Annotated in this window: 26 protein-coding genes; 4 read left to right on the forward strand and 22 right to left on the reverse strand. The window is 37.9% G+C overall.

Annotation, left to right across the window (positions count from 1 at the left end; all coding sequences use genetic code 11):
- Window positions 1–28: 28 nt before the first annotated feature.
- The 8 genes from ORI89_RS12350 to ORI89_RS12385 all read right to left on the reverse strand — a co-directional run bounded on the left by ORI89_RS12350 (window position 29) and on the right by ORI89_RS12385 (window position 8,791).
- Window positions 29–1,120, reverse strand: coding sequence for an efflux RND transporter periplasmic adaptor subunit (locus tag ORI89_RS12350; RefSeq protein ID WP_268230799.1), 1,092 nt, complete (start codon window positions 1,118–1,120; stop codon window positions 29–31).
- 7 nt (window positions 1,121–1,127) lie between these two features.
- Window positions 1,128–4,280 (reverse strand): efflux RND transporter permease subunit, encoded by a 3,153-nt coding sequence (locus ORI89_RS12355; protein ID WP_268230800.1) that lies wholly within the window; start codon window positions 4,278–4,280, stop codon window positions 1,128–1,130.
- A 30-nt stretch (window positions 4,281–4,310) separates the two neighbouring features.
- Window positions 4,311–5,669, reverse strand: a complete 1,359-nt coding sequence (locus tag ORI89_RS12360; RefSeq protein ID WP_268230801.1) for a TolC family protein — start codon at window positions 5,667–5,669, stop codon at window positions 4,311–4,313.
- Between the two features lie 84 nt (window positions 5,670–5,753).
- Window positions 5,754–6,149, reverse strand: a complete 396-nt coding sequence (locus ORI89_RS12365) for a hypothetical protein (RefSeq protein ID WP_268230802.1) — start codon at window positions 6,147–6,149, stop codon at window positions 5,754–5,756.
- Window positions 6,150–6,238: 89 nt separating this feature from the next.
- Window positions 6,239–6,868 (reverse strand): Crp/Fnr family transcriptional regulator, encoded by a 630-nt coding sequence (locus tag ORI89_RS12370; protein WP_268230803.1) that lies wholly within the window; start codon window positions 6,866–6,868, stop codon window positions 6,239–6,241.
- Window positions 6,869–6,948: 80 nt separating this feature from the next.
- Window positions 6,949–7,743: a sulfite exporter TauE/SafE family protein gene (locus ORI89_RS12375; protein WP_268230804.1), complete on the reverse strand. Its 795-nt coding sequence runs from the start codon at window positions 7,741–7,743 to the stop codon at window positions 6,949–6,951.
- Window positions 7,744–7,824: 81 nt separating this feature from the next.
- Window positions 7,825–8,238 carry a DUF6691 family protein gene (locus tag ORI89_RS12380; protein ID WP_268230805.1) on the reverse strand — a complete coding sequence of 138 codons (414 nt, stop codon included), beginning with the start codon at window positions 8,236–8,238 and terminating at the stop codon, window positions 7,825–7,827.
- A gap of 4 nt (window positions 8,239–8,242) precedes the next feature.
- Window positions 8,243–8,791, reverse strand: coding sequence for a YeeE/YedE family protein (locus ORI89_RS12385; RefSeq protein WP_268230806.1), 549 nt, complete (start codon window positions 8,789–8,791; stop codon window positions 8,243–8,245).
- Window positions 8,792–9,027: 236 nt separating this feature from the next.
- Between ORI89_RS12385 and ORI89_RS12390 the strand changes: the two genes are divergently transcribed.
- Together ORI89_RS12390 and ORI89_RS12395 are read left to right on the forward strand one after the other, a co-directional pair.
- A complete protein-coding gene (locus ORI89_RS12390) occupies window positions 9,028–10,062 on the forward strand; it encodes a tyrosine-protein phosphatase (RefSeq protein WP_268230807.1) in 1,035 nt (344 codons plus the stop codon).
- A gap of 82 nt (window positions 10,063–10,144) precedes the next feature.
- Window positions 10,145–10,432 carry a hypothetical protein gene (locus ORI89_RS12395; RefSeq protein ID WP_268230808.1) on the forward strand — a complete coding sequence of 96 codons (288 nt, stop codon included), beginning with the start codon at window positions 10,145–10,147 and terminating at the stop codon, window positions 10,430–10,432.
- 10 nt (window positions 10,433–10,442) lie between these two features.
- Here the strand turns inward: ORI89_RS12395 and ORI89_RS12400 are convergent, their stop codons facing one another.
- From ORI89_RS12400 to ORI89_RS12445, 10 genes are all read right to left on the reverse strand, one after another.
- A complete protein-coding gene (locus ORI89_RS12400) occupies window positions 10,443–10,709 on the reverse strand; it encodes a hypothetical protein (RefSeq protein WP_268230809.1) in 267 nt (88 codons plus the stop codon).
- A gap of 234 nt (window positions 10,710–10,943) precedes the next feature.
- Complete coding sequence (locus ORI89_RS12405) at window positions 10,944–11,540, reverse strand: gluconate 2-dehydrogenase subunit 3 family protein (RefSeq protein WP_268230810.1); 597 nt, start codon at window positions 11,538–11,540, stop codon at window positions 10,944–10,946.
- 11 nt (window positions 11,541–11,551) lie between these two features.
- On the reverse strand, window positions 11,552–12,979 hold the full coding sequence (locus ORI89_RS12410; RefSeq protein WP_268230811.1) for a Gfo/Idh/MocA family protein: 1,428 nt from the start codon (window positions 12,977–12,979) through the stop codon (window positions 11,552–11,554).
- A 26-nt stretch (window positions 12,980–13,005) separates the two neighbouring features.
- On the reverse strand, window positions 13,006–14,688 hold the full coding sequence (locus tag ORI89_RS12415; RefSeq protein WP_268230812.1) for a GMC oxidoreductase: 1,683 nt from the start codon (window positions 14,686–14,688) through the stop codon (window positions 13,006–13,008).
- Between the two features lie 22 nt (window positions 14,689–14,710).
- Window positions 14,711–15,955, reverse strand: a complete 1,245-nt coding sequence (locus ORI89_RS12420) for an MFS transporter (RefSeq protein ID WP_268230813.1) — start codon at window positions 15,953–15,955, stop codon at window positions 14,711–14,713.
- A 67-nt stretch (window positions 15,956–16,022) separates the two neighbouring features.
- On the reverse strand, window positions 16,023–16,937 hold the full coding sequence (locus ORI89_RS12425) for a hydroxypyruvate isomerase family protein (protein ID WP_268230814.1): 915 nt from the start codon (window positions 16,935–16,937) through the stop codon (window positions 16,023–16,025).
- 258 nt (window positions 16,938–17,195) lie between these two features.
- Window positions 17,196–18,131 (reverse strand): FAD:protein FMN transferase, encoded by a 936-nt coding sequence (locus ORI89_RS12430; protein ID WP_268230815.1) that lies wholly within the window; start codon window positions 18,129–18,131, stop codon window positions 17,196–17,198.
- 49 nt (window positions 18,132–18,180) lie between these two features.
- Complete coding sequence (locus ORI89_RS12435) at window positions 18,181–19,497, reverse strand: Gfo/Idh/MocA family protein (protein WP_326494313.1); 1,317 nt, start codon at window positions 19,495–19,497, stop codon at window positions 18,181–18,183.
- Window positions 19,498–19,518: 21 nt separating this feature from the next.
- Window positions 19,519–20,505, reverse strand: coding sequence for a formylglycine-generating enzyme family protein (locus ORI89_RS12440; RefSeq protein WP_268230816.1), 987 nt, complete (start codon window positions 20,503–20,505; stop codon window positions 19,519–19,521).
- A gap of 82 nt (window positions 20,506–20,587) precedes the next feature.
- Entirely contained in the window at window positions 20,588–21,496 is a 909-nt protein-coding gene (locus ORI89_RS12445) for an AEC family transporter (RefSeq protein ID WP_268230817.1), read from the reverse strand.
- On the opposite strand from ORI89_RS12445, the gene ORI89_RS12450 reads away from it, so the two are divergent.
- Window positions 21,497–22,741, forward strand: coding sequence for an acyloxyacyl hydrolase (locus ORI89_RS12450; RefSeq protein ID WP_268230818.1), 1,245 nt, complete (start codon window positions 21,497–21,499; stop codon window positions 22,739–22,741).
- Window positions 22,742–22,797: 56 nt separating this feature from the next.
- On the opposite strand, the gene ORI89_RS12455 is transcribed toward ORI89_RS12450, so the two are convergent.
- The 4 genes from ORI89_RS12455 to ORI89_RS12470 form a co-directional block, all read right to left on the reverse strand.
- Window positions 22,798–23,400, reverse strand: a complete 603-nt coding sequence (locus tag ORI89_RS12455) for an LEA type 2 family protein (protein ID WP_268230819.1) — start codon at window positions 23,398–23,400, stop codon at window positions 22,798–22,800.
- Window positions 23,401–23,475: 75 nt separating this feature from the next.
- Complete coding sequence (gene pyrF, locus ORI89_RS12460) at window positions 23,476–24,309, reverse strand: orotidine-5'-phosphate decarboxylase (RefSeq protein WP_268230820.1); 834 nt, start codon at window positions 24,307–24,309, stop codon at window positions 23,476–23,478.
- 1 nt (window position 24,310) lies between these two features.
- Window positions 24,311–24,904, reverse strand: coding sequence for a TlpA family protein disulfide reductase (locus tag ORI89_RS12465; RefSeq protein ID WP_268230821.1), 594 nt, complete (start codon window positions 24,902–24,904; stop codon window positions 24,311–24,313).
- A gap of 14 nt (window positions 24,905–24,918) precedes the next feature.
- Complete coding sequence (locus ORI89_RS12470) at window positions 24,919–25,662, reverse strand: RluA family pseudouridine synthase (RefSeq protein WP_268230822.1); 744 nt, start codon at window positions 25,660–25,662, stop codon at window positions 24,919–24,921.
- Window positions 25,663–25,906: 244 nt separating this feature from the next.
- Here ORI89_RS12470 and panB point away from each other — a divergent pair, with 244 nt between their 5' ends.
- Entirely contained in the window at window positions 25,907–26,722 is an 816-nt protein-coding gene (gene panB / locus ORI89_RS12475; RefSeq protein WP_268230823.1) for a 3-methyl-2-oxobutanoate hydroxymethyltransferase, read from the forward strand.
- Window positions 26,723–26,730: the final 8 nt, after the last annotated feature.

Consider the following 26,730-nt stretch of genomic DNA (forward strand, 5'->3'; position numbering starts at 1 on the left):
AGCACAACCTAACGATAAATAATCATCACTATGAAGCGCTCATCACCTTAACCTTTTTACCTTCTACTATTTCCTCAGAGCCTTTTAAAACTATTCGATCGCTATTTTCTAACCCACCAAAAACCTCCACCAGATCTTCGTTCTTGACTCCAACCTTAACAGCCACTCGTTCAATTTCATTATTAAGATTGACACGCAATACAAAAGTACCTGATTGACTAACAACTACGCTCTTAAAAGGTACAAAAAGAGTAGCTTTCTTCCGCTGAAGATGTAAAACTGCATCGGCGTAATCTCCGCCATTTAAAGATTTATCATTATTCTGAACATCAAACTCAAGATTTAATGCTCGCGATACAGGGTCTATAACACGTGCATTCCTTTTTAGTCGAGCTTTAAAAGTCGAATCCGGAATACTTAATACAGTAAAATGTGCTAATGTCGTATCCGAAATAGACTGGGCATGCAGCTCTGGTACAGCAAGTTTCAACTGCAACACATCATCGGCCACTAATCTAAAAAATGGCATTCCCATATCTCCTACTAGGGCCCCGATCGAATAATTACGCTGAGTAATGACCCCACTAAATGGTGCTTTAATAACCAAATAATCACGCAGTTGATTCGTTTTCTTATAGGAGAAATTACCCTCTTCAACTGCCGCACTATCCCTTAACATATCGCCGTAAGCACGTTCTAACTCTAACCCAGAAACTGCTCCATTTTTTGCCGTACTTGCACCTTTTAAACGATCATAACGTAATTTACTTACCTTATAATTAGCCAATAACTGCTGATACTTGGCTAAATCCGCAGTACCTTGGGTATCCATCTCTGGCGCTTCCATCACCGCTAGCAACTGCCCTTTACTAACCCTATCCCCTATGTCTACATGTATACTTTTAACAAAGCCTTTTACTTTAGCAAAAACATCCACAGACTCATTTGGCTCTAACTGTCCCGGCAACTTAATCGTATAAACTGGTTGTATTTCTTGTGGAGAACTAACCTCTACTGTCAATACCGAATCAATTCCTTGTTGTTTTCCTTGTGTCGATTCTTCAGATTGACAGGCTGCAAAAACTATTATTAAAAGTGCTAAAAAGCTATATTTTCTCATTATATTATTACTGTTTATAAAACTTACTATTTACATCATCCGGATCTAATGAAGGTTCTATCAAAGTAGACTTACGCATCATACCTGAAAACATCATGGGTACAACAAATAAAATAACTACAGTTGAGGTCAATAAACCGCCTATTACTGCAAGTCCCAATGGTGCTACCTGTTCTCCTCCTTCACCTAAGCCCAGTGCTAACGGAATCATCCCCGCTAACATAGCGGCTGCGGTCATCAATATGGGGCGTACACGAGATTTTGCGGCGACTACTGCAGCTAACGATGAATTAATGGAGAACATCTTCCTATTCGACTCTGCTTGATTAATTAAAAGAATAGCATTCGATACGGACACTCCTATTGACATAATCATCCCCATGTAAGATTGTAAATTCAGTGTATTTCCTGTTAACCAAATCATCAAAGCGCTTCCTGTTAAAACAGCAGGTATTACTGATAAAATAACCATACTAACTCGCAAAGATTGATAATAGGCACTCATCATTAAGAAAATAACTACAATTGCGATAGATAACCCCGTCAACAAACCAGATAAAGTATCTTCCAAAAGAGGCAGGTTTCCCTCCTTCCATATTCTCATACCACGAGGAGCTTCACCTGCATCAGCTATCGCTTTGTCCACTACCTTATTTGCAGTCCCTAAATCTGTTTTATACAAATCAGCTAAAATAGTAACATAGCGGTTAGGTCCTCTCCGATTGACTTGTGCGGGGACATCCGTATAAGTAATGGATGCTACATCTTCCAAGAGAGGTGAGGTTTGTCCTTTTTTAACAGGAATAGCACGCAGTTCCTCAGCCGTTTGCACCAAATGTTCAGGCACCTGTACCTGCACCTGAAATACTAATCCAGAGCGTGGATCAACCCATAGGTTTTTATCAGTAAACCTAGTAGAAGATGTCGCTGTCGATATATTCCGCGATACCTCCTGAACAGTAAGTCCGTATTGTGCCAAGCGTTTACGATCTATTTTTATTTCAACAACCGGATAGTGAAGCGGTTCTGCAATCTGTACATCTTTAAAAATATCATGCACAGCGAGGTTCGCTTTTATTTTGTTTGCAAAGGCCTCTGCATCTTTTAATTGATTTGAACTCACTTTTACTTCTACAGGGGTCATTGAACCTTGTCCTATAATCTTCTCCATTAGCTCCATAGGTTCAAAGTTTATGGCAACTTGGGGATACCGTTCTCCTATTTCTGTTCGAATCAACTGTTTTAAATCATCATTTTTCAATCCAATATTAGACTTATCTATCGATACCTGAAGTACAGCCTCACTCGTTGTAGCATTAAACAAGAAAATAGGGTTAATAGGGTTAGCAGAGGGGTGCATGCCAACAAATGCAGAAGATATACGCACACTATTATCAGGCAGTATCTGACGAATAGCTTGCTCTATACCACGAACAGTTTCCTCTGTACGCTCCAAACGCGCCCCTTCAGGCATACGGATGCGTAATTGCAAATCCCCACCTTCCGACCTAGGTAAAATATCAGTTCCCAGAACACTAAAAACAGCAACAATCAATGAAAAGCTAACAACCAGATAAACACCTATACCAACTTTTGAAAAGCGCAACATGCGACGAACAAAATAAGCATACTTTACAGTAAACTTATCCATCGCCGAGCGTATGGTTTTCTTGACTTCATGCGTCTTCATTTTCATCATCCAATTGGCCATAATAGGAACAAAAGTTTGAGAAGCAATAAAAGAAGCAATCATCGCAAATGCTACTGCCATAGATAAAGGCATAAACATATCACGGGGTATGCCCGTCATCATTATCGCTGGCGTCAAAACAGCAAGAATACTCAAAAGAATCAACAATTTAGGTGCCGATATTTCAAGCAAAGCATCTAATATAGCACGTGGTTTGCTCTTGCCTAGCTCCATATGCTGATGTATATTCTCGATCGTAACAGTGGCTTCATCCACCAGGATACCTATCGAAAGCGCCAAACCACTTAAGGTCATAATATTTAAGCTTTCACCAAAAAAATGAAGTGTAATAACTGCTGTAATAATAGCTATTGGTATGGTCATCACCACAATCATTGCTCCACGCACATCGCCTAAAAATAGAAAAACCATCAATCCTGTCAACAACGCCCCCAGCGCTCCTTCCATAATGAGGTTTGTTAAAGAGCGAGATATATAAACAGATTGATCAAAAGCATAACTCATCTTCACCCCTTCCGGTAAAAGATTTTCCAACATAGGCAACGATTTTTTCAAATTGTCTACCGCAGTTAAAGTGGATGCATCTGGTTTTTTAATAATAGGTAGGTAGACGGATCTCTTTCCGTTAATAAGCGCATATCCAACCGTTTGATCAGCGGCATCAATTACAGAAGCAACATCACCCACCAAAATAGTACGCCCACCTTGAGTTTTAATAGGGGTTTCCAAAAACTCCTCTGGCCCAGACGCTATCGAGTTAATAGGTGCCATTAAATTCTGATCGCCTAAACGGATATTTCCGGCAGGAGATGGAATAGAGTTCTTGGTTATTGCCAATGTCACCTCTTCCGGACTTAAACCAGTGGCTTTTAACTTTTGTGGGTCAACATTCACGACCAAGCTACGCATATTCCCTCCGAATGGAGCGGGTGCTGTAATGCCCGGTATGTTAACAAACATCGGTCGAACTCGGGTTACCGCCATAGTCTGCAGTTCAGTAACACTATGCTTATCACTATCAAACACCAATTGCCCTACCGGGAGCGAACTACCATCAAAACGAACGACCATTGGAGGCACCGCTCCAGGCGGTAAAAACCCCATAGCTCTTGACACCTGCATACTTAACTCAGCAGATGCCTGTGACATATCCGTACCTGGATAAAAAGTCAATTTCATTAAAGTAAGACCTTGAACACTTTTAAAGTCTAGCTCTTTAACGCCATTAACAAACAATAAAACTTTTTGAAACTCATTTGCCATAAACCCGTCCATATACGCTGGCGATAAACCACCGTAAGGCATGGCTATATACATAGCAGGCGATTCGATTTCAGGAAAAATATCCACTTTAATCTTATTAATCACCGGCCACGAAAAATATGCAATAGCTGCTATTAACATGATTACAGCTATTGGTTTTCGTAATGCTAATCTAATAATATTCATATATGTATTATCTGTTTTTAGTAGCCAATTTTAAAAAGAACTTGTAAGCAAGTTAAAATCGGCTTGTTGATACGACTGTTCAATTAAAACAGTCCAATACCGTAAATAAGCATCCAAATGTTGCCTCTCTGTTTGTAACAGAATATCCTGCACTTGTAACAATTCAGCCAAATTAATTAAACCACTCTCATAGCGTATTTTATACATTTCGTACGCCTCTAATGCGAAAGCTTTACTACGATCAGATTCCCCAATAGCTTTCAGGGCTTGCTTTAATTGCACATCCAAATTTCGAATTTGCTGATCAATTTCTCCTTCCATAACGGAATACTCATCTCTCGCCTGTTCCTGCTTACTTTCAAATTGCTTTTGCTTCGTTTTGGCATTAAATAATTGGTGTAAATTCCAAGTAGCTCCCACCCCCACAAAATAATTTTGTGCACTGCGACTATACATATCATCGTAAGCCCCTGATACATGGCCCGATCCATCTACTCCGGAGCTACGACTGGATAATCCGCCAAGTGCCATAATTTTAGGTAAACGTTCTTTATTTTGTTTTTCAGCTTGTAAACCATATTTTTTAGTTTCAAGCTCTTTCATTGCCAACATCGGATGTAAGCGCAATTTTACTGTATCCGTATAAACAACCTGAAAGAAGTGATTCAGCTCTGTTGAAGAAGGCTTCGCTACGGCAATACCCGTGAGTTCCTCAATCAGATACTGCATTCCCTGCAACTGACCGTCCACCTGATAAAGACCGCTTTCCACTTTTTTATAAGCCGAAGAGGCTAATAAAGTATCTGCGAGAGGCACAATACCATTTACCGCTAATCCTTTTGTTACATCAAGAATGTCTTTATAGCGTGCAAGATGCTCCTGATGCCAATCGCTTGTAATTTGATAATAAAGAAAAGATACATAACGCTCAGAAAGCTTTTTCTGAACAATGTTACTAAAGTTAAGGGCATCTATTTTCTGAAAATCTATATCTGATTTTCCAATCTGCTGATCCAGATTACGTCGCCCAAAACGAATAATATCCCAATTGATAGTACTCGAAGCATATTGATTAAACGTCCCTGATGCACCGGTTAGGTTTGCAGATCCTGAAACGTTAAATATTCCTGGAAATGGGTAAAAAGCCCCTGACACACCATTGACGGAGCTATAGGCTTGTTGATATTGTAAAAGGACTTGTGGCTTATATATATTAAGACGGTCCGAACTGTCAAGTCTTGCCAAGTGGATTTGCTTATCTTTCACCGCAAACCCCTTATAATTTTTTTGTGTATTACTCCAATATTCTTGTAACGTCTGAGACTGTCCGCGTAATATAGAGAACAGACTTACAAACATCAGTAAATAACGGATTGATTTATTGATCATCTTGTTAAATTTATATCATATAGAAAACTTAAGTGTCTTTGAACCAACTTAACTATTGGTCATAAAGCATTAAAATTCTATATTCTATAAATTCAATCGACTGATAAGGAGTAGAATACCTTTGGAGAAAGGTATTTTCTTAATCGTTAGATGCTTCGCTGCATAAATCTCCAAGAGGAAAGGAAAAAACAGCATAACGAATCCTAGCAACATAACGAAAGGTTGCATCTGTAGATCAGCTTGTACAGGATTAAGCAGCAGAATATTTTCTGACGATGCAATTAAACATTCCGCATCCTCAAACATCATTCCTCCACTTTGTTTTGTGGAACTCTGCTGTTCAATGGGCACATCGGTAACAAAATTCTGTTTAATTGATGCTTTTATTGGACAAGAAGTCAACAGAAACAACAGCACGATTCCAATCACCTTTATTAAAGGTGATGATAAATCTTCATGTATGCTGTGCAGTTTATTCATTGTAAGGCAAAGATATAATTTTAATTAAAAACTAGCAGGATGTAACGCCCATTTTACTTATGAATGACCTTCAATGCTCCATAAAGTTATCAAATAAGCACCCTAATTTCGTTGCGCAAAAGCAATATTTTCTCTTCATTTTCCAAGCTTTTCAATATTCTTGAAACGACCACTCTTGACGTGTTTAACTCTGAAGCTATCTGTTGATGAGTCAATGTCAATATTCTATTATCTAAAAGCTTTACTTTATCTTGTAAATGGTTTAAAATACGCTCTTCCATATTCATAAAAGCTAGGTTGTCGATGGCACCCAACATTTCATCCATACGCGAGGAATAACTTGCCAATATAAAATTTCGCCAGGATGGGTACTTAGCCAACCAATCATCGAGATACCGATTAGGCACCAAAGCTACTGTCGTTTTCATCTCTGCTTGCGCACGTATTTCACTCTTTTTATCTCCTACACAACAGGCAATAGACATGGTGCAGGTTTCACCTTTCTCCACATAATATAAGAGCAGCTCACCTTCATCTTCATCTTGCCGGATTATTTTTATTGCTCCCTCTAGTAACAATGGCATGACCTTAATGTACTGTCCAAAATCAATAATTATATCCCCTTCATTAAAAAACCTGACCGTCGCCACATCTTCAATTTCTTCAATTAAAGCAGGTTCTAATATTCCGAAAAAAGCTTGCTGAATTAAGTCCATCATCTAAAATAATCTTTAGGCTTTAATTTTCCAATCCCAATCACGCACCTACTAGATAAATACCATAAAATAACCAATATGTACTACAAATTAATAATTTCGTGTATTAAAACTGATAAAGCTACGATAAGAATCATATAACCAAACATTTTCTTTAAATGAGTACCGGACACCTTATTCGACAAGAAAAAACCTAGGAACAAACCTACTATTGTAAAAATAGTATACCCTAAAATTAAGTTCCAATTAAATTCTTCAAGCTTTTCAGCATCACCCAAAATTCCAAAAAAAGAATTTATTGTTATAATCACCAAAGAAGTGGAAACAGCTCTCCGTATGGGCATCCTATAAAAGTTAACCAACGCTGGGATAATAAGAAAACCTCCACCGGCCCCTACAACACCTGTTACTAGTCCCACAACAATCCCTTGAGCAACGACCAGTTGCAACGGTATTTTTCGTGTTGTTTCATTACTCTCAATAGGTTTGTCATCCCCCTGAATCATCGCGAAAGCCGACGAAAGCATAACCAAAGCAAACAAAAACATCAAAACGACTGATTGATGTAAATCCCAAACTCCTATCCTAATAATCGGGGGTACTAAAGGAAGAAAAAAAGTTCGGGTAATAAAAACCATCAACAAAGAAGGCAAACCAAAAGTGAGCACTTTATGCATATCAACTTCTGATCTAAAAAAACCACGCACAGCCCCAATGGAAGAAGTAACGCCAATCGCAAATAAAGAATAAGTAGTGGACAATATAGGATCGACCCCCATAATATAAACAAGGATAGGAACAGTTAAAATTGTTCCACCACTCCCAACCATTCCCAAAGTTACTCCTACAAATATAGCTAGCGCAAAGCCTAAAAGCATCTTCTAGTTTTTAAATAAATAATACATGCATCTCTTAAAATGAGCATTAAGAAGCCATTTATTACATTGCCTCGGCCATCATTAATGAGGAAGCTTATCGCGTATTATACCGTACAAATATGTTCCTAACAGTGCAAAAACAGCAACCAAAACCATCGGCAAGACTCCTGCCCCTATGAGTGCAAATATTGGTCCAGGACAGGCTCCTATTAAAGCCCAACCCATTCCAAAAAACACTCCTCCATAAAGATAACGTTTGATTGAATTACTCTTGGGCTGAATTACAATTTTTTTACCATCAATATCTTTCGCATCACTTTTTTTAATCCATTGCGTACCGATCACACCTATCAATAAAGCTGTGGCCATAAATCCATACATATGAAATGATTGAAAATTAAACATTTCATAAATACGAAACCACGAGGCTGCCTCTGCTTTATACATAGCCATTCCAAAAACAACGCCCAATAAAATATATATTAATCTCTTCATTTTTTTAAAATATTAAAGGAAATAAAACATGAACCATCACTAAACCACCGATAAAAAATCCAATAACAGCAATTAATGATGGTAATTGCAGGTCACTAAGTCCTGATATAGCATGTCCCGACGTACAGCCTCCTGCATAACGAGTACCAAAACCTACTAAGATTCCGCCAATCGCTAGGATAGCAATGTTTTTAAGAGACCATATTTCAAATATCTCGGTCGGATAGTAGCTCGTACCAGCACTAGCAAACCCCAGATTATGCAATTTTTCGACTGTTGCTGTAGCTATATCGGGCGCTTCTCCATTCGACAAAAACTGTACAGAAAGAAAACCTCCAATAATAGTCCCCAGTAAAAACATAAGGTTCCATTGTTGAGATTTCCAATCAAATCGAAAAAACTCACATGACTTTCCTCCTCCAAGTGCTGAGCACATCGTCCTAAAATTAGAAGAAAAACCAAAAGTCTTGCCCAGTAATATGAGTAACAACATAACTACCGCTACGATAGCACCTCCTACATACCAAGGCCAAGGATTCATTAACCATTCCATATCTTTTTTTTTTATTCTTTACACAAAGATCTATTTTTTGATTATTATCTTTTGCTACTAAAGTTACACAATCACTTCAGCAACATTATTCTTAACATAAAAACACATCAATCTCTTCCTTAGTTTTATGTATCTTGCATCTTTATTTCTTGGATCATTACATTAATAGTTCATATTGTCTGAACATAAATAAAGAAATAATGAACATAAAACATATCATTATAACTCTCATCAGTATGCTAGTTAATTTATCTGATTTATCGGCTCAAATGCCGAAAAAAGAAAGAACACTAAAAGAAACATATCAGGCGCTGCGCATAATAAATGGTAATTACCAACTGCTACTTCCCGAGAAAAAACAAGAAGTATTTATTGGCAAGCACCCAAAAGAAATAAATTTCCAATCACCCCTATATACGCTAGGAGATACAATTATAGAAGCTTCTCCCCAAGAACGTCTTTTCTTTGCTATTGTAAGTGAAAAAGACACAACAATTATTTCCGAACGAAAGCTACCGCTATCGGGCACGGCTAATTTCAGAGATATAGGGGGTATAAAAACCAGTGCGGGGAGACATATTATTTGGGGCAAATTTTTCCGAGCCGACGAATTATCGGGACTAAAAGAGGAAGATTTCCCCTATCTATTAAATTCAGGCATCAAAGATGTATATGACCTACGAACAAACGAAGAAATTGGACAAAAAAAAGACAACTTACCAGCAGCTTTAAACTGGATACATTATCCAATCTTTGAAGAAGGAGACAACTTATACATGCGTGCTGTCATGCAACAGTTCAATGAAGAGAATTTTAGCGAGGAAAATGCAAGAGAAATGTTGATCATAGCAAACCGTGAATTTGTTAAAAATAGTACAGAAAAGTTCAGCACGTTAGTAAAACAAATGATGGACAAGCCAACCGCCTCATTATTTCATTGTACAGCAGGGAAAGATCGCACAGGTTTTACTGCAGCCCTAATTCTAGCTATATTAGGTGCAGACCGGCAAACTATTATCAATGAATATTTAATGACAAACTATTATACCTATGATAAACTAAACAATGATATGGATAAAATAATTCCTATGCTGGGCGGAAAAATAAAACCAGAGGTTATCATTCCACTCATGACGGTTGACCGTAGCTATATTGAAGCAGGTTTGCAGGAAATTGACGATATTTATGGCGATATGGACAGCTATATCCGTCATGGTCTACAGATTTCAGACGAATTACGCCAGTATTATATACAAACATACACATACTAACGAAACATCGATATCTATAAAAAAGTTGAATATAAATTGAGCTCAATAGCTCTTAAAATAGTTAACGAATAATTATACACGTATGCAAATTAAAAACATTCTTTTCAGTATCATTGCGGCTCTCGTCATTATCATCCTCTTTAACAATAAGGAAGAGGCTACATTTTGGTTATTCGGAGATATACGCACCTCCAAGCTATTTATTCTGGGTGTGTTCTTTCTATTAGGAGTAATAACTGGAGGTATACTATTTCGTCGAAAAAGAACACACCCAAAAGAATATTCAATTAATAATTCGCAAATGGATCCCTCTGAAAATACGGCAAGCAATCTTTCACCTGAAGATCAAAAATTTTTAGAGCGAGATTAATCTAATACACTTAATAATCTATTTCTATAATAGATTTTAAAGGAATCAAAACACCACTCTTTATCTGCACATACTTCTCTGTCAATGACCAAACAGTGGTTTCTATGCGCTTAGGTCCATCCTCTGTTTGAAAAACAATTGTTGTTTTTCCTTTAAATTCATTTCCCAACCTTTGAGCTGCCACCAGCTTATCATGCAATGATTCTGTATTATCAATAGCCGCCGGCGTAATTTTGTAATTAATAACTTCCTCTTTTTCAATAATCTGTCCTATCATAATTAAAATCCAAATTTAAAATCCTAAAATCAATACATTATTGATACTAAAAATAACGAATTCGTCGGTCATAAAGTACATAAATCATATATTATATCGCTATAAAACCATTTTGTGACACTACTAGGAAATAATCGTTTATAAATAAAACAGCCGTTCTTTCTAATAAAAGAACGGCTATTTTAATCTACCATCAAGAAAGCTTTTACGCAATACCCTGATAGCGTGTGTTACTTAAGCAAAAGCTCTATCTCCTTTTTTATAAGGATAGTTTCCATCAAAACGTCCTGGTACTTTCTCATAACGTAAAGCTTGTGTCATACCAACCTCTGAAGTAAAGAACCCGGTCAATGTCAATTGTTTTAACATATGAAAAAAGTGATTTGGTAAAGGCTCTGAGCCTTCTGCTGCTGCACTTTGCTTTTCGTTTCTCTCTTTTTGGTACTCTTTTGATTCTTTATCAAAATTATTAACAAATTCTAATTGCTCTTCTTTTGAAAGCTCTTGAAACTTCTTACCGAACTCCTTTTTCGCCCGTTCATCCACTTTCGACAAGCCCTCAACAAAAGCTTTTTGATCTACTGGATCGTAGCAGTCACGTATCATGACAGGAATAAAATCCCCTACTCCAGCTTCTTTTGCTCCTGGCGTTGAAGTTTTCGGCAAAATAGCTTCCGCTAGATCACCTAATAGATTTGTTGATTCTTTTTCAAAAAGTATAGCGACATCCTTAGAGGCAGGTTTAGTACATCCTTCTAAAAATAAGTTTGCACCAATTACCGAACCCCCAATAATCATGGCTACCCGTTGAATGGCCTCTCTTCTATTCATTTTTTTATATTTTAGATACTATATTTAATATCCCATCCCTGACGATATTCTCTCTTAACAAATTGATTAACCAAGTCGTAGTTGGTCACTTTCATTTGATCATTATCCCACAACAATTTAAGGTTTCTGCCTGGATACTTTCCATCTACCCGCATATCAGCTCCTCTGATAGCTAAATTTGCCATTAATAGCGCTTCCGTAAGTGGTCCTGAAATTTCAAAAGGAGCACTTACCTCCATCTTACCATAGCCGGCAATACAAGCCTCTACCCATTGCCCATAATGTCCGCTAGCCTGACCTTCAACACGTGCATATTTTTGTGCTACTGTTTCTTTACGAGTCGTTGGAAGCAGACGTGCATTATCTCCATAAGTATCAGCTAATATCTTACCCTTCGTACCCACTAACAAAATACCGTTACCACCGTCACCAAATACCTCATTTGGCCCTAACTCATCCGGACGTGCTGGTTGAATACCACCATCCATCCAATGTAAAGTAATTGGTCCTTTTGTTTTAGCAGTTTTTGGAAATGTCATCGTTACGTGACTTGATGGCGGACAACTCTCTGGATTATAAGCTCGTTTAAACTCATCAACATATACCGATCCAACTGTTGCTTGGACATCACTTACATATTGTAAGCCCAATGTACTAAATGGCACTTCCATTAAGTGACATCCCATGTCGCCTAATGCTCCAGTACCATAATCCCACCAGCCTCTCCAGTTAAATGGAACTAACTTCTCTACATAGTCTTTGAACGGAGCTGTACCCAACCATAAATCCCAATCTAACTCTTTTGGAACAGGTGCTGTCTGCGTAGGCCATGCGATACCTGAAGGCCAAACCGGGCGGTCAGTCCAACAATAAACCGTATGAACATCTCCAATCAATCCTGCCTCATACCATTCTCTAACATCACGTGCTCCATCATTAGAAGCTCCTTGGTTACCCATTTGTGTTACAACTTTATAACGCTTAGCAGCGTCGGTCAAAACACGAGCTTCCCACACATCATGTGTTAAAGGTTTCTGTACATATACGTGTTTGCCCAACTGCATAGCAGCCAAAGCATGAATAGCATGGTTATGATCTGGCCCGGATACTGACACAGCATCGATATGCTTGTGTTCCTTATCCAACATTTCCCTATAATCTCTATAATATTTAGCTTTAGGGAAAGACTTTACAGATCCCGCTGCACGACGATCGTCCACATCACATAAAAAAGCTATTTCAGCTTTTCCACTTTTATAAAAAGAAGCAATATCACTTTGTCCTTTTCCACCTACCCCTATTCCTGCAATGTTTAATTTATCACTTGGCGCTATAAAACCATTCCCTCCAAGGACATGGCGTGGCACAATCATAAAACCGGCAGCTGCTAGAGCTGTGCTTTTGATAAAGCCTCGGCGTGAAGTATTTAAGTTTTTCATCTATATTTAGTTTATTTTTGATTGACTTATAAATTACCTTTTTTCAACTCACTTACAGCGTAATCAACAGCGCGAGCTGTCAAAGCCATATAAGTTAAAGAAGGGTTTATACAGGCTGCTGATGTCATCGAAGCACCATCGGTCACGAATACATTCATCGCATCCCATACCTGATTATGTTTATTCAACACGGAGTTTGATGGATCTGTTCCCATGCGTGCTGTCCCCATTTCATGAATCCCCATCCCGAAGTGATACTCATTATCGTAAGTATAAACATCTTTCACACCTATACTTTCTAACATATCCTTCATCTCGTTCATCATGTCTACACGCATTTTCTTCTCATTATCCTTAATCTCCATATCCATCGCCAACACAGGTAGCCCCCATTTATCTTTCTTATCCTTATCTAAGAAAATTCTATTCTCATGATAAGGTAATATCTCTCCAAATGCCGTAAATCCTACTCCCCAATTACCTGGCTCTAACATAGCATCTTTCCAATCACCTCCCACGCTCATTTCCGCAACTTCTCCTTGCCATCTTCCACGACTTGCAGCTCCCTGGTAACCAAATCCACGAACATAATCTCTTTGTTTTGTATCTCCAGCAACGTTCACAAAACGAGGCACGTATAAGCCAGTAGGACGTCTACCAAAAACGTATTTATCCTCATAACCTTCAATACGACCGCCCGCTCCGCAACGGAAATGGTGATCCATCGCATTATGTCCCAACTGCCCAGAGCTACTTCCCAATCCACCTTCCCATACATCTGTTGCCGAGTTCATTAACACCCAAGTAGAATTAAAAGCTGATGCACATACAAAAATCACCTTCGCAAAATATTCATACGTTTGGTTTGTTTCTGCATCTACAATCTCTACCCCTTTAGCCTTTTTAGTATCTTTATCATAAAGAATCCTAGTTACAATAGAAAAAGGACGAAGTGTCAAATTACCGGTAGCCATAGCCGGAGGCAATGTTGATGACTGCGTACTAAAATATGCTCCAAAGTTACAACCTAACCAACATTGATTTTGATACTGACAATTAATACGTCCGTGATGAGGCTTCGTAATATTAGCAGTACGTCCCATAATAATATGTCTCTTTCCGCCATATTCTTTCTGCAAACGTGTTGCTAAATCTTTTTCAACAAACGTAAAGTCCATTGGAGGCATGAAATCACCATCAGGCAAAACATCTAAACCGTCTTTATTTCCTGAAATTCCTGCCCAACGTTCAGCATAGCTGTACCATGGATCTATATCAGCATAACGGATAGGCCAGTCAGTACCGTGTCCATCTTTCGCATTTGCTTCAAAGTCCAAATCAGAAAAGCGGTAGCTCTGTCTTCCCCAGGTCAAAGAACGCCCACCTACATGATAACCACGAAACCAGTCAAAACGCTTCACCTCTGTATACGGACTTTCTTTCTCATTTACCCAAAAGTCCAGGTTCTTTTCATTTAAAGGATAATCACGTTTCAGTACTGGATAATCTGCTTCCATCTCTTTCGTACGTCCTCCACGATGTGGGTACTCCCAAGTGTTTTTATCTGCATGATAATCCTTCACGTGTTCCACATTGCGTCCACGCTCTAACATGATTGTTTTCAATCCTTTTTCGGTCAGTTCTTTCGCTGCCCAACCGCCACTAATTCCTGACCCTATGACAATTGCGTCATAAACATTATCTGCCATATCTCTAGTAATTAATTTTTTATTATACTGCTTTAGTCTCTACTTTTTCGTCTTTAAATAACACAACAAAAATAACCATTACAACGAAAGCTATTCCCGCTGGAACAATCCAAGTCTGTTGCCAGAATGCCGCAACATCGACATCCTTTATCGCTTGATATTTCTCTCCTACAAAACCCGCTACCCAAAATCCGATCAATTGTCCAACGCCATAAGTCGCAAGTGTAATCAAACCTTGTGCTGCACTTTTATATTTCACTCCTGCTTTTGTATCCGTATAGATTTGTCCCGAAACAAAAAAGAAATCATAACATATACCGTGGAGTGCAATTCCTAATATTAACATATAAGACAGGTCTCCTGCATTACCATATGCAAACAATAAGTAACGCACTACCCAAGCCAACATACCTACTAAAATAGTTTTCTTAAACCCAAATCTTGTAAAAAACAAAGGAAGTAAAAGTAAGAAAACTGCTTCTGACATTTGTCCGATTGCCATTTTTCCGGTCGGATTAGCTAAACCGATCTCCGTTAAAAATGGATTTGCGTTCGAATAATAAAAGGCCAGTGGAATACAGATTAATATGGACGAAATGAAGAATATTAAAAAGTTTTTGTCTTTTAATAATTTCACTGCATCCAAACCAATAATTGACGAGAAAGAAGGTTTCTCCTCTTTATCGATTTTCACAGGAGGTGTCTTAGGTAAAATAAAAGAAAACAATCCCAATACCAATGATGCTCCACCTGCCATTAAAAAAGTATTCTTTAATGCGCCATCTGCAGCACCTTCAGGAGAGTCCCATTTAAATAAATAACTAATGGAAAGCCCTGCTACGATCCATCCTATAGTACCCCACACACGTATTGCTGAGAATTGCTTTTCCGGGTTGGTTAATTGCCTAAATGACACGGAGTTTACCAATGATAAAGTTGGCATATACAACACCATATAACTCAGCACATAAGGGTAAAAATTAGTAATATCCGTAGAATTATACATCTGGAACATAAGTACAGCTCCTATTAAATGTAAAATTCCTAATATACGTTCCGCATTAAAGTAACGGTCAGCAATCATTCCAATAATAAAAGGTGCAATAATTGCCCCCAATGACTGCGTAGAGAAAACATTTGCAATTTCAAATTGCGATGCTTTCAAATTAAAAATCAGGAAAGTACCCAGTGTTACAAACCATGCTCCCCAAATAAAAAATTCGAGAAACATCATAAAAGATAGTTTAAATTTTATTGATGTAGACATTTTAACGTTTTTAGATTATTAAATATAATATCAATTGTTCAAATAAAAAACAAAGATCACCGTTTACTTAAAAATTATCCACTTCCCTATAGGCAGCAACAAGAGCTTTTTCACCTTCAACTCCTGATTTTGACATGCCATGTTCCATTCCAATCACACCTGTGTATCCTTTATTTTTCAACCATTTAAACACATTTTTATAATTAATTTCTCCCGTAGTCGGTTCTCTACGTCCCGGATTATCTCCCACTTGAATATATGCAATTTCGCTCCAACACAAATTCATCAAATCAATTAAATTACCTTCATTTTTCTGCTGATGATAAGCATCGTATAAGATTTTGCATGAAGGGCTATTAACCGCTTTACAAACTTCATATGCTTGATCTGTATAACGTAAAAATAGATCAGGGGTATCACTCAAAGGTTCTAAGACCATTGTAATACCATGAGGTTCTAATAACTCTGCCCCTCGTCTAAGTCCTTCCACAACATTCGCTGTTTGCACGCCAATAGGCAAGTTACGTTGGTAATCACCAGGAACTACTGTTATCCATTTAGCATCTACTCGCTTTGCTATTTCTATACTTTCTCTAATACCTTTTAAAAAAATATCAACATGTTCAGTTTTACCTGCTGCTAAAGTATTAGCTCCATTTCCTCCCTTAGGTACAACAAAAACGCCCATGCGCATACCCAGTTTTGCTAATGTTTCTCCCACTTTAGTTTGCTCTTCGACACTACGGCCAGGCAACCCATTATCCTCTATACTGCGGAAGCCCAAATCATGCATATATTTGATTTCATCAATGAAATTCTTCCCTGCGGTAGCTGAAAACATCCCTTGATGTGGTGCATAATCAAGCTGAAAAGTTTTTCCGCTATTGATCTCGCTGCTTTCTTTTGCATTTGCTTCATTTCCCAACAAAACTGAGCCTCCCAATAAGGCAGCTCCACTTTTAATAAAGTCTGATCTTTTCATATATGTATAATCTATTTTTTAATAGCCATTTGGAATACTCATGTATAGATGTTTATTAATGCTTGCATGCTGTATTTGTATCAATAAACTTATTATATTCGTTTAAGAAAACATGAGAATTTCATCTGTTTATAATTTTCTTTTAAATTTCTTTGGAGAAGTACTACATCCATTAGTTTTAAACACAGATAAGCATCTCTTCTTTAAAATTTATAATTGAATCCAATCATTGAAGTTACGGTTTTTTCAGTAAAACCATTACTTTAAGTATTTTTTAAAACCTCTTGAAAAAAGTTCTTTAAAACCATCCTCTTCCTTATAGATCACGTATAACTCTATCCCCTCTAGGGAATCAGCTAACGCTACACCTTCTTCCGGAGATAAGGCCATAAATACATTGTCATATGCATCTGCGTCCATCGCATTTTCTGCAACGACAGTCACACTAGCAACATTATTCTGCAGTGGATAGCCGCTAAAAGGATCGATATGGTGATGTATTTTTTTACCTTCAAAATCAAATGTCTTGCGGTAATTACCCGAAGTTGTTACTGCACAATTTTTCAAATTCAGAATAAAGCCTTCGTCACTATCTGCGTAAGGTCTTTCAATACCAACCTGAAAAGCTTGATTATCTTCCTTTCCACCCTTTGTTCTAATTTCACCACCTATTTCCACCAGATAATTATCAACTCCACATTCATCCATCAGATTTGCTAATACATCTACAGAATATCCTTGGGCAATACCATCCAAATCAATACTAACCTTAGCTTGCTTCTTTTTTAAGATATTTCCTTCTATTTCCAACTTATCCATGCCGATAAAAGCCAAAACACTATCTACAGTTTTCTGGCTTGGAAACTGACGTATATTCTCGGCACTAAACCCCCAAAGCGTTACTAAAGGTTTCACCGTAATATCAAACTTCTTATCTGACAGTTGATAAAAGTAAAAAGCCCGGTTAATAACATTTGCAAGATGCTCATCCATTTCTATAGTGGAGGTAGCAGGCTGATTAAACACTGATATCAACGAGTTTGGAATATACAAGGACATCGATGTATCAATCACAGCAAGAACACTATCAATTTTCTTCTTCGGTACGCGTGTTTCGTTACCGAAATAAATCACCCGATAGGTTGTCCCTTGCGTATACCCCTCAATAATAGTTCTAGGTTGTTGGGCTTTCACCCAACAACCTAGAAAAAATAATGTCAATATAAGATATACCCTAACCAAACTATATAAATAAGTCGGTATTCTTACCAGGTATAGCTACAGGATATTCACCTTCCGCATTCGGTAAGATCTTAGGCAAACTATTCCAACTATAAGTTTCTGGCATAATATCAATATTAGACTTCATTGCTTCATCCCACTTAATCACCTTACCTGTATAGCAGGCAATTCTTCCGATAATAGCTGTCAACGTACTATACGCTCCGTACTCTGCATTTTCGAACTTATACTCTCCTTTAGCAATTGCTTCAAAAAGTTCTTTATGTTCTTGCTGATACGGATTTGGGTTGCCTTTCGGATCGTGTCTGTAAATTTCTTTACCATTGGCATCCCATAATACGGCCTGATTTCCGGCTGATAAATAAACTCTTCCTTTCGTTGCTTGAAAAGTTTCATCTACACGATTCGCTATACCTTCAAAATGTCTACATTGACTATATACGACCGTTCCATCATCATATGTAAGTTCAAGTGCAAAGTTATCGTATATCTCACCGTATTCTTTTCCTGTACGATGCGCTCTACTACCTGTCCCTTGAATAGAAACAGGGTACTTGCCTTTGATCCAATTTGCTATATCAATATTATGAACGTGCTGCTCAACGATGTGATCTCCACATAACCAGTTAAAATAATACCAGTTACGCATTTGATACTCCATCTCCGTTTGGCCAGGTTTACGCGGACGCACCCATACCCCACCACTATTCCAATACACCTGTCCTGATACCACATCCCCTATTGCACCATCTTGAATCCTTTTAATGGCTTCACGATAGTTTGTCTGGTACCTTCTCTGCAAACCAACTACAACATTCAGCTTTTTCTTTTTAGCTTCTTCAGCAGCTACCAGAACGCGTCTAATTCCCGGAATATCCGTAGCCATAGGCTTCTCCATAAACACATGCTTACCTGCTCTAACAGCTTCTTCAAAATGTGCAGGTCTAAATCCTGGAGGCGCAGCTAACAATACTACGTCTGCCTCTTTTATAGCAGCTTTATAAGCATCAAATCCTACATACTTACGGCTCTCTGGGACATCTATTAAATCTCCAAATTTTTCTTTTAGTGTCTTATAGGTACCTTCCAAATTATCTTGAAAAGCATCTGCCATAGCGACCAACTTGATATTCTGTCCTGATGCAAACGCATCAAAAGTAGCGCCTGTACCTCTTCCGCCACAACCAATCAATGCAATTTTAATCACATCGCTTCCTGCAGCAAATAAATCACTATTTGGCATGCCACTTAACATTGCGGTTCCTGCAATAGCAGTACCTGTTTTTATAAAATCTCTACGTTTAAATTTATCCATCATCAGATAGGTTTAAGTTACAGTTTAAAAATCTTTAATAGGTGCTTTATCATAATAAGCTAAAGCTTCTTCATGTGTGGGAGCATTAGCTGGTCTAACTAAACGCATACCTACAAAAGGTGCTTCCGGGAACCACCAATTTGATTTAGGTATTTGTGGATCCAACTGTTTCCAATAAGGGTCAGAAGCCATGCGCGCAGCAGATCTCAAATCTTCTTGACTACTTTCAAAAGATCCTCCTCGTACACTATGCGGATAGAGCTTTGTTGGTTCTGCCACAGGGTTAACCGCCATTTCATTAGCAAACTGCTCATAATAATCCTCAATATATTGGTCATATGTCCATTCTGCAACATTCCCAATCATATCGTACAACCCCCAAGCATTAGCCTTCTTTTTCCCGACTGTAGATGTTTGACCATTACTATTAGCCGAAAACCATGCGTGCTCCTCTAGCTGACTTGCGTCATCTCCAAAATAATATTCACTTGTTGATCCTGCTCGGCACGCATATTCCCATTCCGCTTCTGTCGGCAAACGATAGAACACGCCTGTTCTAATGTACAGCCATTTACAAAACTGAATAGCATTATAGTGTGTCATTGCTAAAGCAGGATGTCCATCTTTCCCCATGCCGAAAGTCATATCTAGGTAAGGCTTAGTAGGTCTAGTTACCGCATCCACCTCTGCAGGAACTTCTTTCCCTTTCGACTGGCTTATTTCATAATCTTTATACAAAAACGGCTCAAATAAATTCCATGTAACCTCGTATGTCCCCATCCAAAAAGGATCTATCTGAACTTCATGTACCGGTTTTTCATCCGCTTTGTCTGATTTATCACTTCCCATTTTAAACTTCCCACCCGGGATAGCCTCCATAGAGAATTCAACTTCCATACCTTCAAGCTTCTGAACATATCGTTCAAATTTATCTTGCCCAAAAGTAGTACATACACCTGTGCTTAACAGTGCACATACTAGAACACTTCTTTTTATAAAATTAACACGCATTAACTTAGATTTTTATAAATCAAATCTAAAAGTATAAAATATATTGTAATAAATACACTAAGCTTATAATATATCAATCAAGTTACAAAAGATAATTAATTAAATTATATGCTAAATAAGTAGTAATCAGCCCTAAAATTATACTCACACCAATAATTCCATTTCCTAACTTTGTATTTAGCCCAAATTCATTCAATACAATACCCGTTGCCACTAAGCTGGGCATAGCCATTTCAAACGCCGCTATCTGTGCCACCTCTCCTTTATAGGAAAAAAAATAGCAAAACAAGATAAAAGCCAATGGACCTAAAAATAATTTATACAAAATAGACAGAGACATTATTTTTATCTCACTTTTATAAAAACTAAAGGAAAGTTGCATACCTATTGAAAACAATGCCAATGGTGTTACAGTGCCTGCCAAAGTCTTAAAAAAAGGTTTAAAATCACTAAAATTATACCAAGGAGAGATCAAGAGAACGGTCAGACAAGCCAATAATGGCGGAAAGGTAAAAACACGCTTCAGTGTTTGAGTCAGGTTAATCTTTCCCTCACTCCCTGTCCCCTTTATAGCAATTATAACACCTAAAGACGAGAGCAGAAAAAAAGTCGTCTGATCACTTATAATGGCCCATTTAAGCATTTCTTTGCCGAAATAATAAGAAACTAAAGGAAAGCCCACAAATGATGTATTACTTAAGCCCGACACCAAAATCAAGGTTGCTACTGTTCGTTTTGAAAGTCGAAAAGGTTTCGCTAAAAGCTTTACAAACAACCAAGAGCCGCCAAAAATAACAACAGGCCCCAGAAGAGCCAAAATTAAATCGCGACTCCATACTAAATCAGGAAGGTATACAAAAGAAGTTGCTGGTAAACCTACATAAATTATCCAAGCGTTGATCGATCGGTATCCATCAGGTTTTACAATTGAAGTTTGCCGAAGCAAGTAGCCAACTAATAAACAAAAAATTATAATCAAAAAATTAGACATATGATCTTCGGCAGCTATAAAAAAGATGAAACAGAGTTGACCGGTTATGCTTTTTGGTCAAAAACCAATACATTTGTAACAAAATTTACGCATAATACGATTTCCATTTTGAAAAAAATTAAGTTATTGCCTTTTTTTTTCCTTTTAAGTGCACAAAGCCTTTTCGCTCAGTCCATTTTAAAAAAGAAAGACAGGACAGATAAAAACCCTTTAATCATCGAGCTAGAAGTTGAAAATGGTGGAATTTTGGCAACAAAAGATTTAAAAAAAACAACTTTTGAAAGCGCTTATTACAATGGAATGAACTTAAAGATAGGTTGGAAGATTCAAAAATCTACCGATCAATATTTTGCTCTCTATAACAACCCTATATATGGGATAGGGTTTTATTCAAGCACTTTCGAAACAGATGTTATAGGTAGCCCCTATGCGGTATATGGTTTTGTGCAAACTCCCTTCGGAAACTTATCAAACAAAAAATGGGCCTTTGATTACCGTATTGGCTTAGGTATATCGGGCAACTTCAACCCTTATGATGAAGATGACAATCCGTTAAATATTGTCATCGGTGCTAAAAACAACGTATATATAGACTTTGGGATACGAGCACAGTACAAAATCAATCCCAACTGGCGTACAGGCTTAGGTTTGGCTTTTCACCACTTCTCTAACGGAGCTCTGCACCTACCTAATAAAGGGGTCAACCTTGTCCCTGTTACAGCCTCTATCACTTACCAACCCAATGGCAACAGCGAATTGCCGGACAAAAAGAAAATCCAACCTGTTAGTGACAAAATTCATTATAGTATTAATTACGGAATCGGATGGAAACAAATTGAAAGAGATAGAGATCAACGCTTCTTTAAATCGACTTTAAGTGCCTATGCAAGTAAGCACGTTTCTCATAAATGGCGTATGGGTGGTGGTATCGATCTTTTTTATTCCGCATCAGGAAATAACGACGAAATAGCTGGCGATAAAAGTGGAAAGTTAGGCTCTAAATACTCTGGAGGCCCTTCATTCTATCTGGTACACGTCTTAAATCGGAACTTGGTATTAAACGGAAACGTAGGCTACTACATCCACAATCAAGAATTTAACGGCGAAGTGAAACGCGTTTTTCTACGTGCTGGCGCACGTTATTACGTGTATAAAGATTTCAATGCCGGCGTATCCATAAAAGCCCATCAGGGTAAAGCCGACTTTATCGAATGGACTGTTGGCTATACTTTTAATAGGAAATAAAAAAGTCTGCTGTCTTTTTCTTACGACAGCAGACTTTTAACATTGTAAATTATTATTTACTTCAATAATTTACCTATACTTTTCGCCAAATTACGATCAACGGTAATATACCCTGGATAATAAATATTACTATTTCCAAGCTTCATCGAAGGCTTAATCTTTAACACCAAAAAGCCTTCTCCTTCTCTCGTAAAAGCATCATTCAACATTTTCTCCAATCCATGCTCCTTCGCATTATCAAACAAATTCACCTTAAAGCTTAACGGCACCACCATACTCTCGCCTGTGTTTAAATGAATATTCTCATTAACCGTGCCTTCGAATAAAGGTTTACCCTGAATCTCAATTAAATATTTAAATGAATTAATAGCTGTTTTAGTAGCGTTAGGGTTCTTCACTCTCATATTCACTTTTGCTTCAAGCGGTAGATCTTTCCTCAACATCGCCACGGCAAGCCCGGGCACCGCAGCCATATTCACTTCGTTATTACGAATATAACTCTCGATACCTTTACCTGCAAATTGCACATCCTGCATAGACTCTACCGAATAGTCGCATTTTGCTAATGCCTCAATCTGTTTTTTATTTATTGAACAACCTGTAAAAAACAAGGGGATTAAAATCAACCAAGCAATCGCATTAATTTTACTTTTTTTCATTTTCTATCAATTACATCAACTATACTTCACTCTCCTCACCATATACGATGAGTAACAAGTTCCATTTACTTTTATTTATAAAACCCCTGCTTTTAGCAGTTCATTTTCCATTTCTTTTTGCAACTTCAGCGCTTCCTCTCTTGCACGTTCTGCAAAGTCTCTTCCTGATGAAGCGTAAATCACACCACGTGTGCTATTTACCAAAAGTCCACAATCTTTATTCATACCATACCGGCACACATCTGCTAATGAACCTCCTTGCGCCCCTACTCCCGGAACTAATAGAAAATGATCAGGTACATGAGCACGAACTTTTAAAAACGCTTCTCCTCTTGTTGCTCCAACAACAAACATGGTATTTTCAACCGTCCCCCACGAACTCACTTTATCCAATACAGACGTGTATAGCTCCTCACCGTTTGCATTCGTAAAATTTTGAAAATCCAAACTACCTTCATTCGATGTTAATCCTAATACAATAGCCCATTTACCTTCTATATCTAAAAAAGGCGTCACAGAATCTTTACCCATATAAGGCGCTATCGTAATCGAATCAAACCCCATTCCTGATGTCTCTACATCAAAGAAAGCCTTTGCATAGCGTGTAGATGTATTTCCTATATCCCCTCTTTTTGCATCTGCTATACTTAAGCAATTTTTTGGTAACGCTTCCCAGGTCTTCCGCAAAGACTCCCAACCTTTCGCTCCATAACATTCATAAAAAGCCGTATTAGGCTTATAGGCAACACATAAATCTTCCGTTGCATCAATAATAGCTTTATTAAAACTATAAATAGGATCTTCTTCGCCTAAAAGATGCTCCGGTATCTTCTCTAAATCGGTATCCAGGCCTACACATAAAAAACTTCTTTTAGCTTTTATCTCCTGTATTAATTCCCCTCTTGTCATTCTATTTATTGATTAGCTCCGTTATAAAATCAAAAACTTCCTTTTTAGAATAATCAGCCATACCCGCATGATGAGCTACTGTATTTCCTTCTTTATCCAAAATAACAGTAGTAGGGATCGATCCTCCTAACCATTCCCGGGGGATGCTGCTATCCGGATAATAGATCGGCAGATCCATTTTTCCTTTTTTCATAAACGTATTGGCCTTTTCCTTTTCTCCATCGATCTCCACCAACATAAACTCCACGTTTTTATTATCTTTAAACTTATCTTTCAAAACCTGGATAGAGGGCATTTCGGCCTTACACGGCGGGCACCATGTAGCCCAAAAATTAATAAAAACCACCTTCCCTTTCAGGTCAGCTAAAGGTACACGTTGTTCATTATCGTTTAAAAAAACGACATCTTCTCCAATTTTCAATTCCCCTTCTCCTTCCTTCCCCTCTACAACAGGCGCTTCCAAACTTGGCTTAAACAAACCCAACTTCATCAGCCCTTGTTGCATCCAGGTTCTAGTCGTAGGAATAAGCAACATAATAACCAACCCAAAAAATATCGTATTACCAATCCAGCGTCCCCATTTCTTATCTTCCATATCTTTAAAATTACTTAACTATCAAATTTATTTAACAACTTTAATAAGGTTGCAAAGTCTTTTGGATACTCTGCTTCAAACTCATACTCTTTGCCATCTATAGAAAATGCTAGAGCCTTAGCATGCAATGCAAAGCGCTTCATTATCGGTTGTTCTTCCTCTCCTTTCCCTAAAGAAAATCCACGTTTTTTTATTTGAGATAAAAAAACAGGTTTCCCTCTGTACATACTGTCTCCCACGATGGCTGCATGCTGTGTTGCCAAGTGTATACGTATCTGGTGCATTCGTCCTGTTACTGGCCTACATTCTACTAAAGTATAATGTTGAAAATACTGCAAAGAGTTAAATATTGTTTCCGCAGCTTTACCATTAGCCCTATCTATAGACACATTCTTATTTCCTTGGTTTAATATGGGAAGATCAACTGTTAGATTATCAAACGTGTGTGTTCCTCCAATGATGGCATGGTAAATTTTAGTTACACGCCGGCGTTCAAACTCGATAGAAACCAGCCTATAAGTTTCCGGATTTTTTGCAATCAGTAAAATACCTGACGTTTCCTTATCCAGCCGATGACAAACCTGTGCATCCGCATGATACTTTTTAGCCAAACGTAAAATATTAACCTCTCCTCCACTTCGATCATCTAAAGATGCTACAAATGGAGGTTTGTTAACCACAATTAAATTATCATCTTCAAAAATGATTAAATCTTTAAACTTCGGAAACTTAAAAAGGCGATTTTCGTTATCTTGCATACTGCAAAAATATAAAATAAACACCGATTAAGTAACAGGAATGATAACGTTTTACGGTTTTAGACCTTTTAAATACGGCAAATACTGCTTTTCATAAAACAGAACAGCCACGCATCCCCAGGTAAGGCCCCGACCTGTCGACAACAGGCCTATCTAAAACCAAATTCTACCTAACTCCTATTAATTACAATGTTTTTTGTTTTAATTAGTTAGTTTTGCTAATCATAAAACAATCAAAAATAACATGTCAGTCAATAAAATTATAAAACGCATAACAACCAACACCATACTTTCGATGAAAGCACAAGGCGAAAAAATCAGTATGCTCACGGCTTACGATTTTTCCATGGCTCAGGCTCTTGACGAGGCCGGCATCGATGTACTGTTGGTTGGCGACTCTGCTGCTAATGTTTTTGCAGGCTACGAAACCACACTTCCTATCACCCTCGATAATATGATATACCACACCAGTGCTGTTGCAAGAGGCGCAAAACGTGCACTGGTTCTTGCAGACTTACCGTTTGGCTACTATCAAGGAACAACCGAAGACGCATTTAAAGCAGCGGTTCGTATGATGAAAGAATCCGGGGCACACGCTTTAAAACTAGAAGGTGGGGTAGAGATTATCGAGAACATAAAAAAAATCATAGACGCCGGCATTCCCGTTTGTGGACACCTCGGGCTAACACCGCAATCCATAAATAAATTCGGAACGTTTGGAGTTCGCGCTCAGGGTGAAGAAGAAGCAGAGAAGCTAAAATCAGATGCTTTGGCCTTACAAGAAGCAGGTTGTTTTGCCATCGTCATGGAGAAAATACCCGCTCAACTGGCCAAAGAAGTAACAGATTCATTAATCATACCTACCATAGGCATAGGCGCAGGAAATGGTTGCGACGGTCAAGTACTTGTTGTTAATGATATGCTTGGTTTCACAAAAGATTTTAAACCAAAATTTCTCCGCCGTTACATGGACATGTATCAAGGTGTAACCAATGCTGCTACAGCCTTTGCTGCCGATGTAAAATCAGGCAATTACCCTAATGAGTCCGAACAATATTAATTCGAAGA

The organism is Sphingobacterium sp. UT-1RO-CII-1 (assembly GCF_026711005.1).
Taxonomy (GTDB): Bacteria; Bacteroidota; Bacteroidia; order Sphingobacteriales; family Sphingobacteriaceae; genus Sphingobacterium.

What these genes read in the sequence shown, in the direction of transcription:
- ORI89_RS12400 (WP_268230809.1), bottom strand. Translation starts at nt 10,709, where the DNA reads ATGATAGGACAGATTATTGAAAAAGAGGAAGTTATTAATTACAAAATT.
- ORI89_RS12375 (WP_268230804.1), bottom strand. Translation starts at nt 7,743, where the DNA reads ATGCTTTTAGGCTTTGCGCTAGCTATATTTGTAGGAGTAACTTTGGGA.
- ORI89_RS12470 (WP_268230822.1), bottom strand. Translation starts at nt 25,662, where the DNA reads ATGCAAGATAACGAAAATCGCCTTTTTAAGTTTCCGAAGTTTAAAGAT.
- ORI89_RS12360 (WP_268230801.1), bottom strand. Translation starts at nt 5,669, where the DNA reads ATGATCAATAAATCAATCCGTTATTTACTGATGTTTGTAAGTCTGTTC.
- ORI89_RS12450 (WP_268230818.1), top strand. Translation starts at nt 21,497, where the DNA reads ATGATCTTCGGCAGCTATAAAAAAGATGAAACAGAGTTGACCGGTTAT.
- ORI89_RS12440 (WP_268230816.1), bottom strand. Translation starts at nt 20,505, where the DNA reads ATGCGTGTTAATTTTATAAAAAGAAGTGTTCTAGTATGTGCACTGTTA.
- ORI89_RS12465 (WP_268230821.1), bottom strand. Translation starts at nt 24,904, where the DNA reads ATGGAAGATAAGAAATGGGGACGCTGGATTGGTAATACGATATTTTTT.
- ORI89_RS12435 (WP_326494313.1), bottom strand. Translation starts at nt 19,497, where the DNA reads ATGATGGATAAATTTAAACGTAGAGATTTTATAAAAACAGGTACTGCT.
- ORI89_RS12405 (WP_268230810.1), bottom strand. Translation starts at nt 11,540, where the DNA reads ATGAATAGAAGAGAGGCCATTCAACGGGTAGCCATGATTATTGGGGGT.
- ORI89_RS12355 (WP_268230800.1), bottom strand. Translation starts at nt 4,280, where the DNA reads ATGAATATTATTAGATTAGCATTACGAAAACCAATAGCTGTAATCATG.
- pyrF (WP_268230820.1), bottom strand. Translation starts at nt 24,309, where the DNA reads ATGACAAGAGGGGAATTAATACAGGAGATAAAAGCTAAAAGAAGTTTT.
- ORI89_RS12365 (WP_268230802.1), bottom strand. Translation starts at nt 6,149, where the DNA reads ATGAATAAACTGCACAGCATACATGAAGATTTATCATCACCTTTAATA.
- panB (WP_268230823.1), top strand. Translation starts at nt 25,907, where the DNA reads ATGTCAGTCAATAAAATTATAAAACGCATAACAACCAACACCATACTT.
- ORI89_RS12380 (WP_268230805.1), bottom strand. Translation starts at nt 8,238, where the DNA reads ATGAAGAGATTAATATATATTTTATTGGGCGTTGTTTTTGGAATGGCT.
- ORI89_RS12350 (WP_268230799.1), bottom strand. Translation starts at nt 1,120, where the DNA reads ATGAGAAAATATAGCTTTTTAGCACTTTTAATAATAGTTTTTGCAGCC.
- ORI89_RS12385 (WP_268230806.1), bottom strand. Translation starts at nt 8,791, where the DNA reads ATGGAATGGTTAATGAATCCTTGGCCTTGGTATGTAGGAGGTGCTATC.
- ORI89_RS12410 (WP_268230811.1), bottom strand. Translation starts at nt 12,979, where the DNA reads ATGAAAAACTTAAATACTTCACGCCGAGGCTTTATCAAAAGCACAGCT.
- ORI89_RS12420 (WP_268230813.1), bottom strand. Translation starts at nt 15,955, where the DNA reads ATGTCTACATCAATAAAATTTAAACTATCTTTTATGATGTTTCTCGAA.
- ORI89_RS12445 (WP_268230817.1), bottom strand. Translation starts at nt 21,496, where the DNA reads ATGTCTAATTTTTTGATTATAATTTTTTGTTTATTAGTTGGCTACTTG.
- ORI89_RS12425 (WP_268230814.1), bottom strand. Translation starts at nt 16,937, where the DNA reads ATGAAAAGATCAGACTTTATTAAAAGTGGAGCTGCCTTATTGGGAGGC.
- ORI89_RS12415 (WP_268230812.1), bottom strand. Translation starts at nt 14,688, where the DNA reads ATGGCAGATAATGTTTATGACGCAATTGTCATAGGGTCAGGAATTAGT.
- ORI89_RS12390 (WP_268230807.1), top strand. Translation starts at nt 9,028, where the DNA reads ATGCTAGTTAATTTATCTGATTTATCGGCTCAAATGCCGAAAAAAGAA.
- ORI89_RS12370 (WP_268230803.1), bottom strand. Translation starts at nt 6,868, where the DNA reads ATGATGGACTTAATTCAGCAAGCTTTTTTCGGAATATTAGAACCTGCT.
- ORI89_RS12395 (WP_268230808.1), top strand. Translation starts at nt 10,145, where the DNA reads ATGCAAATTAAAAACATTCTTTTCAGTATCATTGCGGCTCTCGTCATT.
- ORI89_RS12455 (WP_268230819.1), bottom strand. Translation starts at nt 23,400, where the DNA reads ATGAAAAAAAGTAAAATTAATGCGATTGCTTGGTTGATTTTAATCCCC.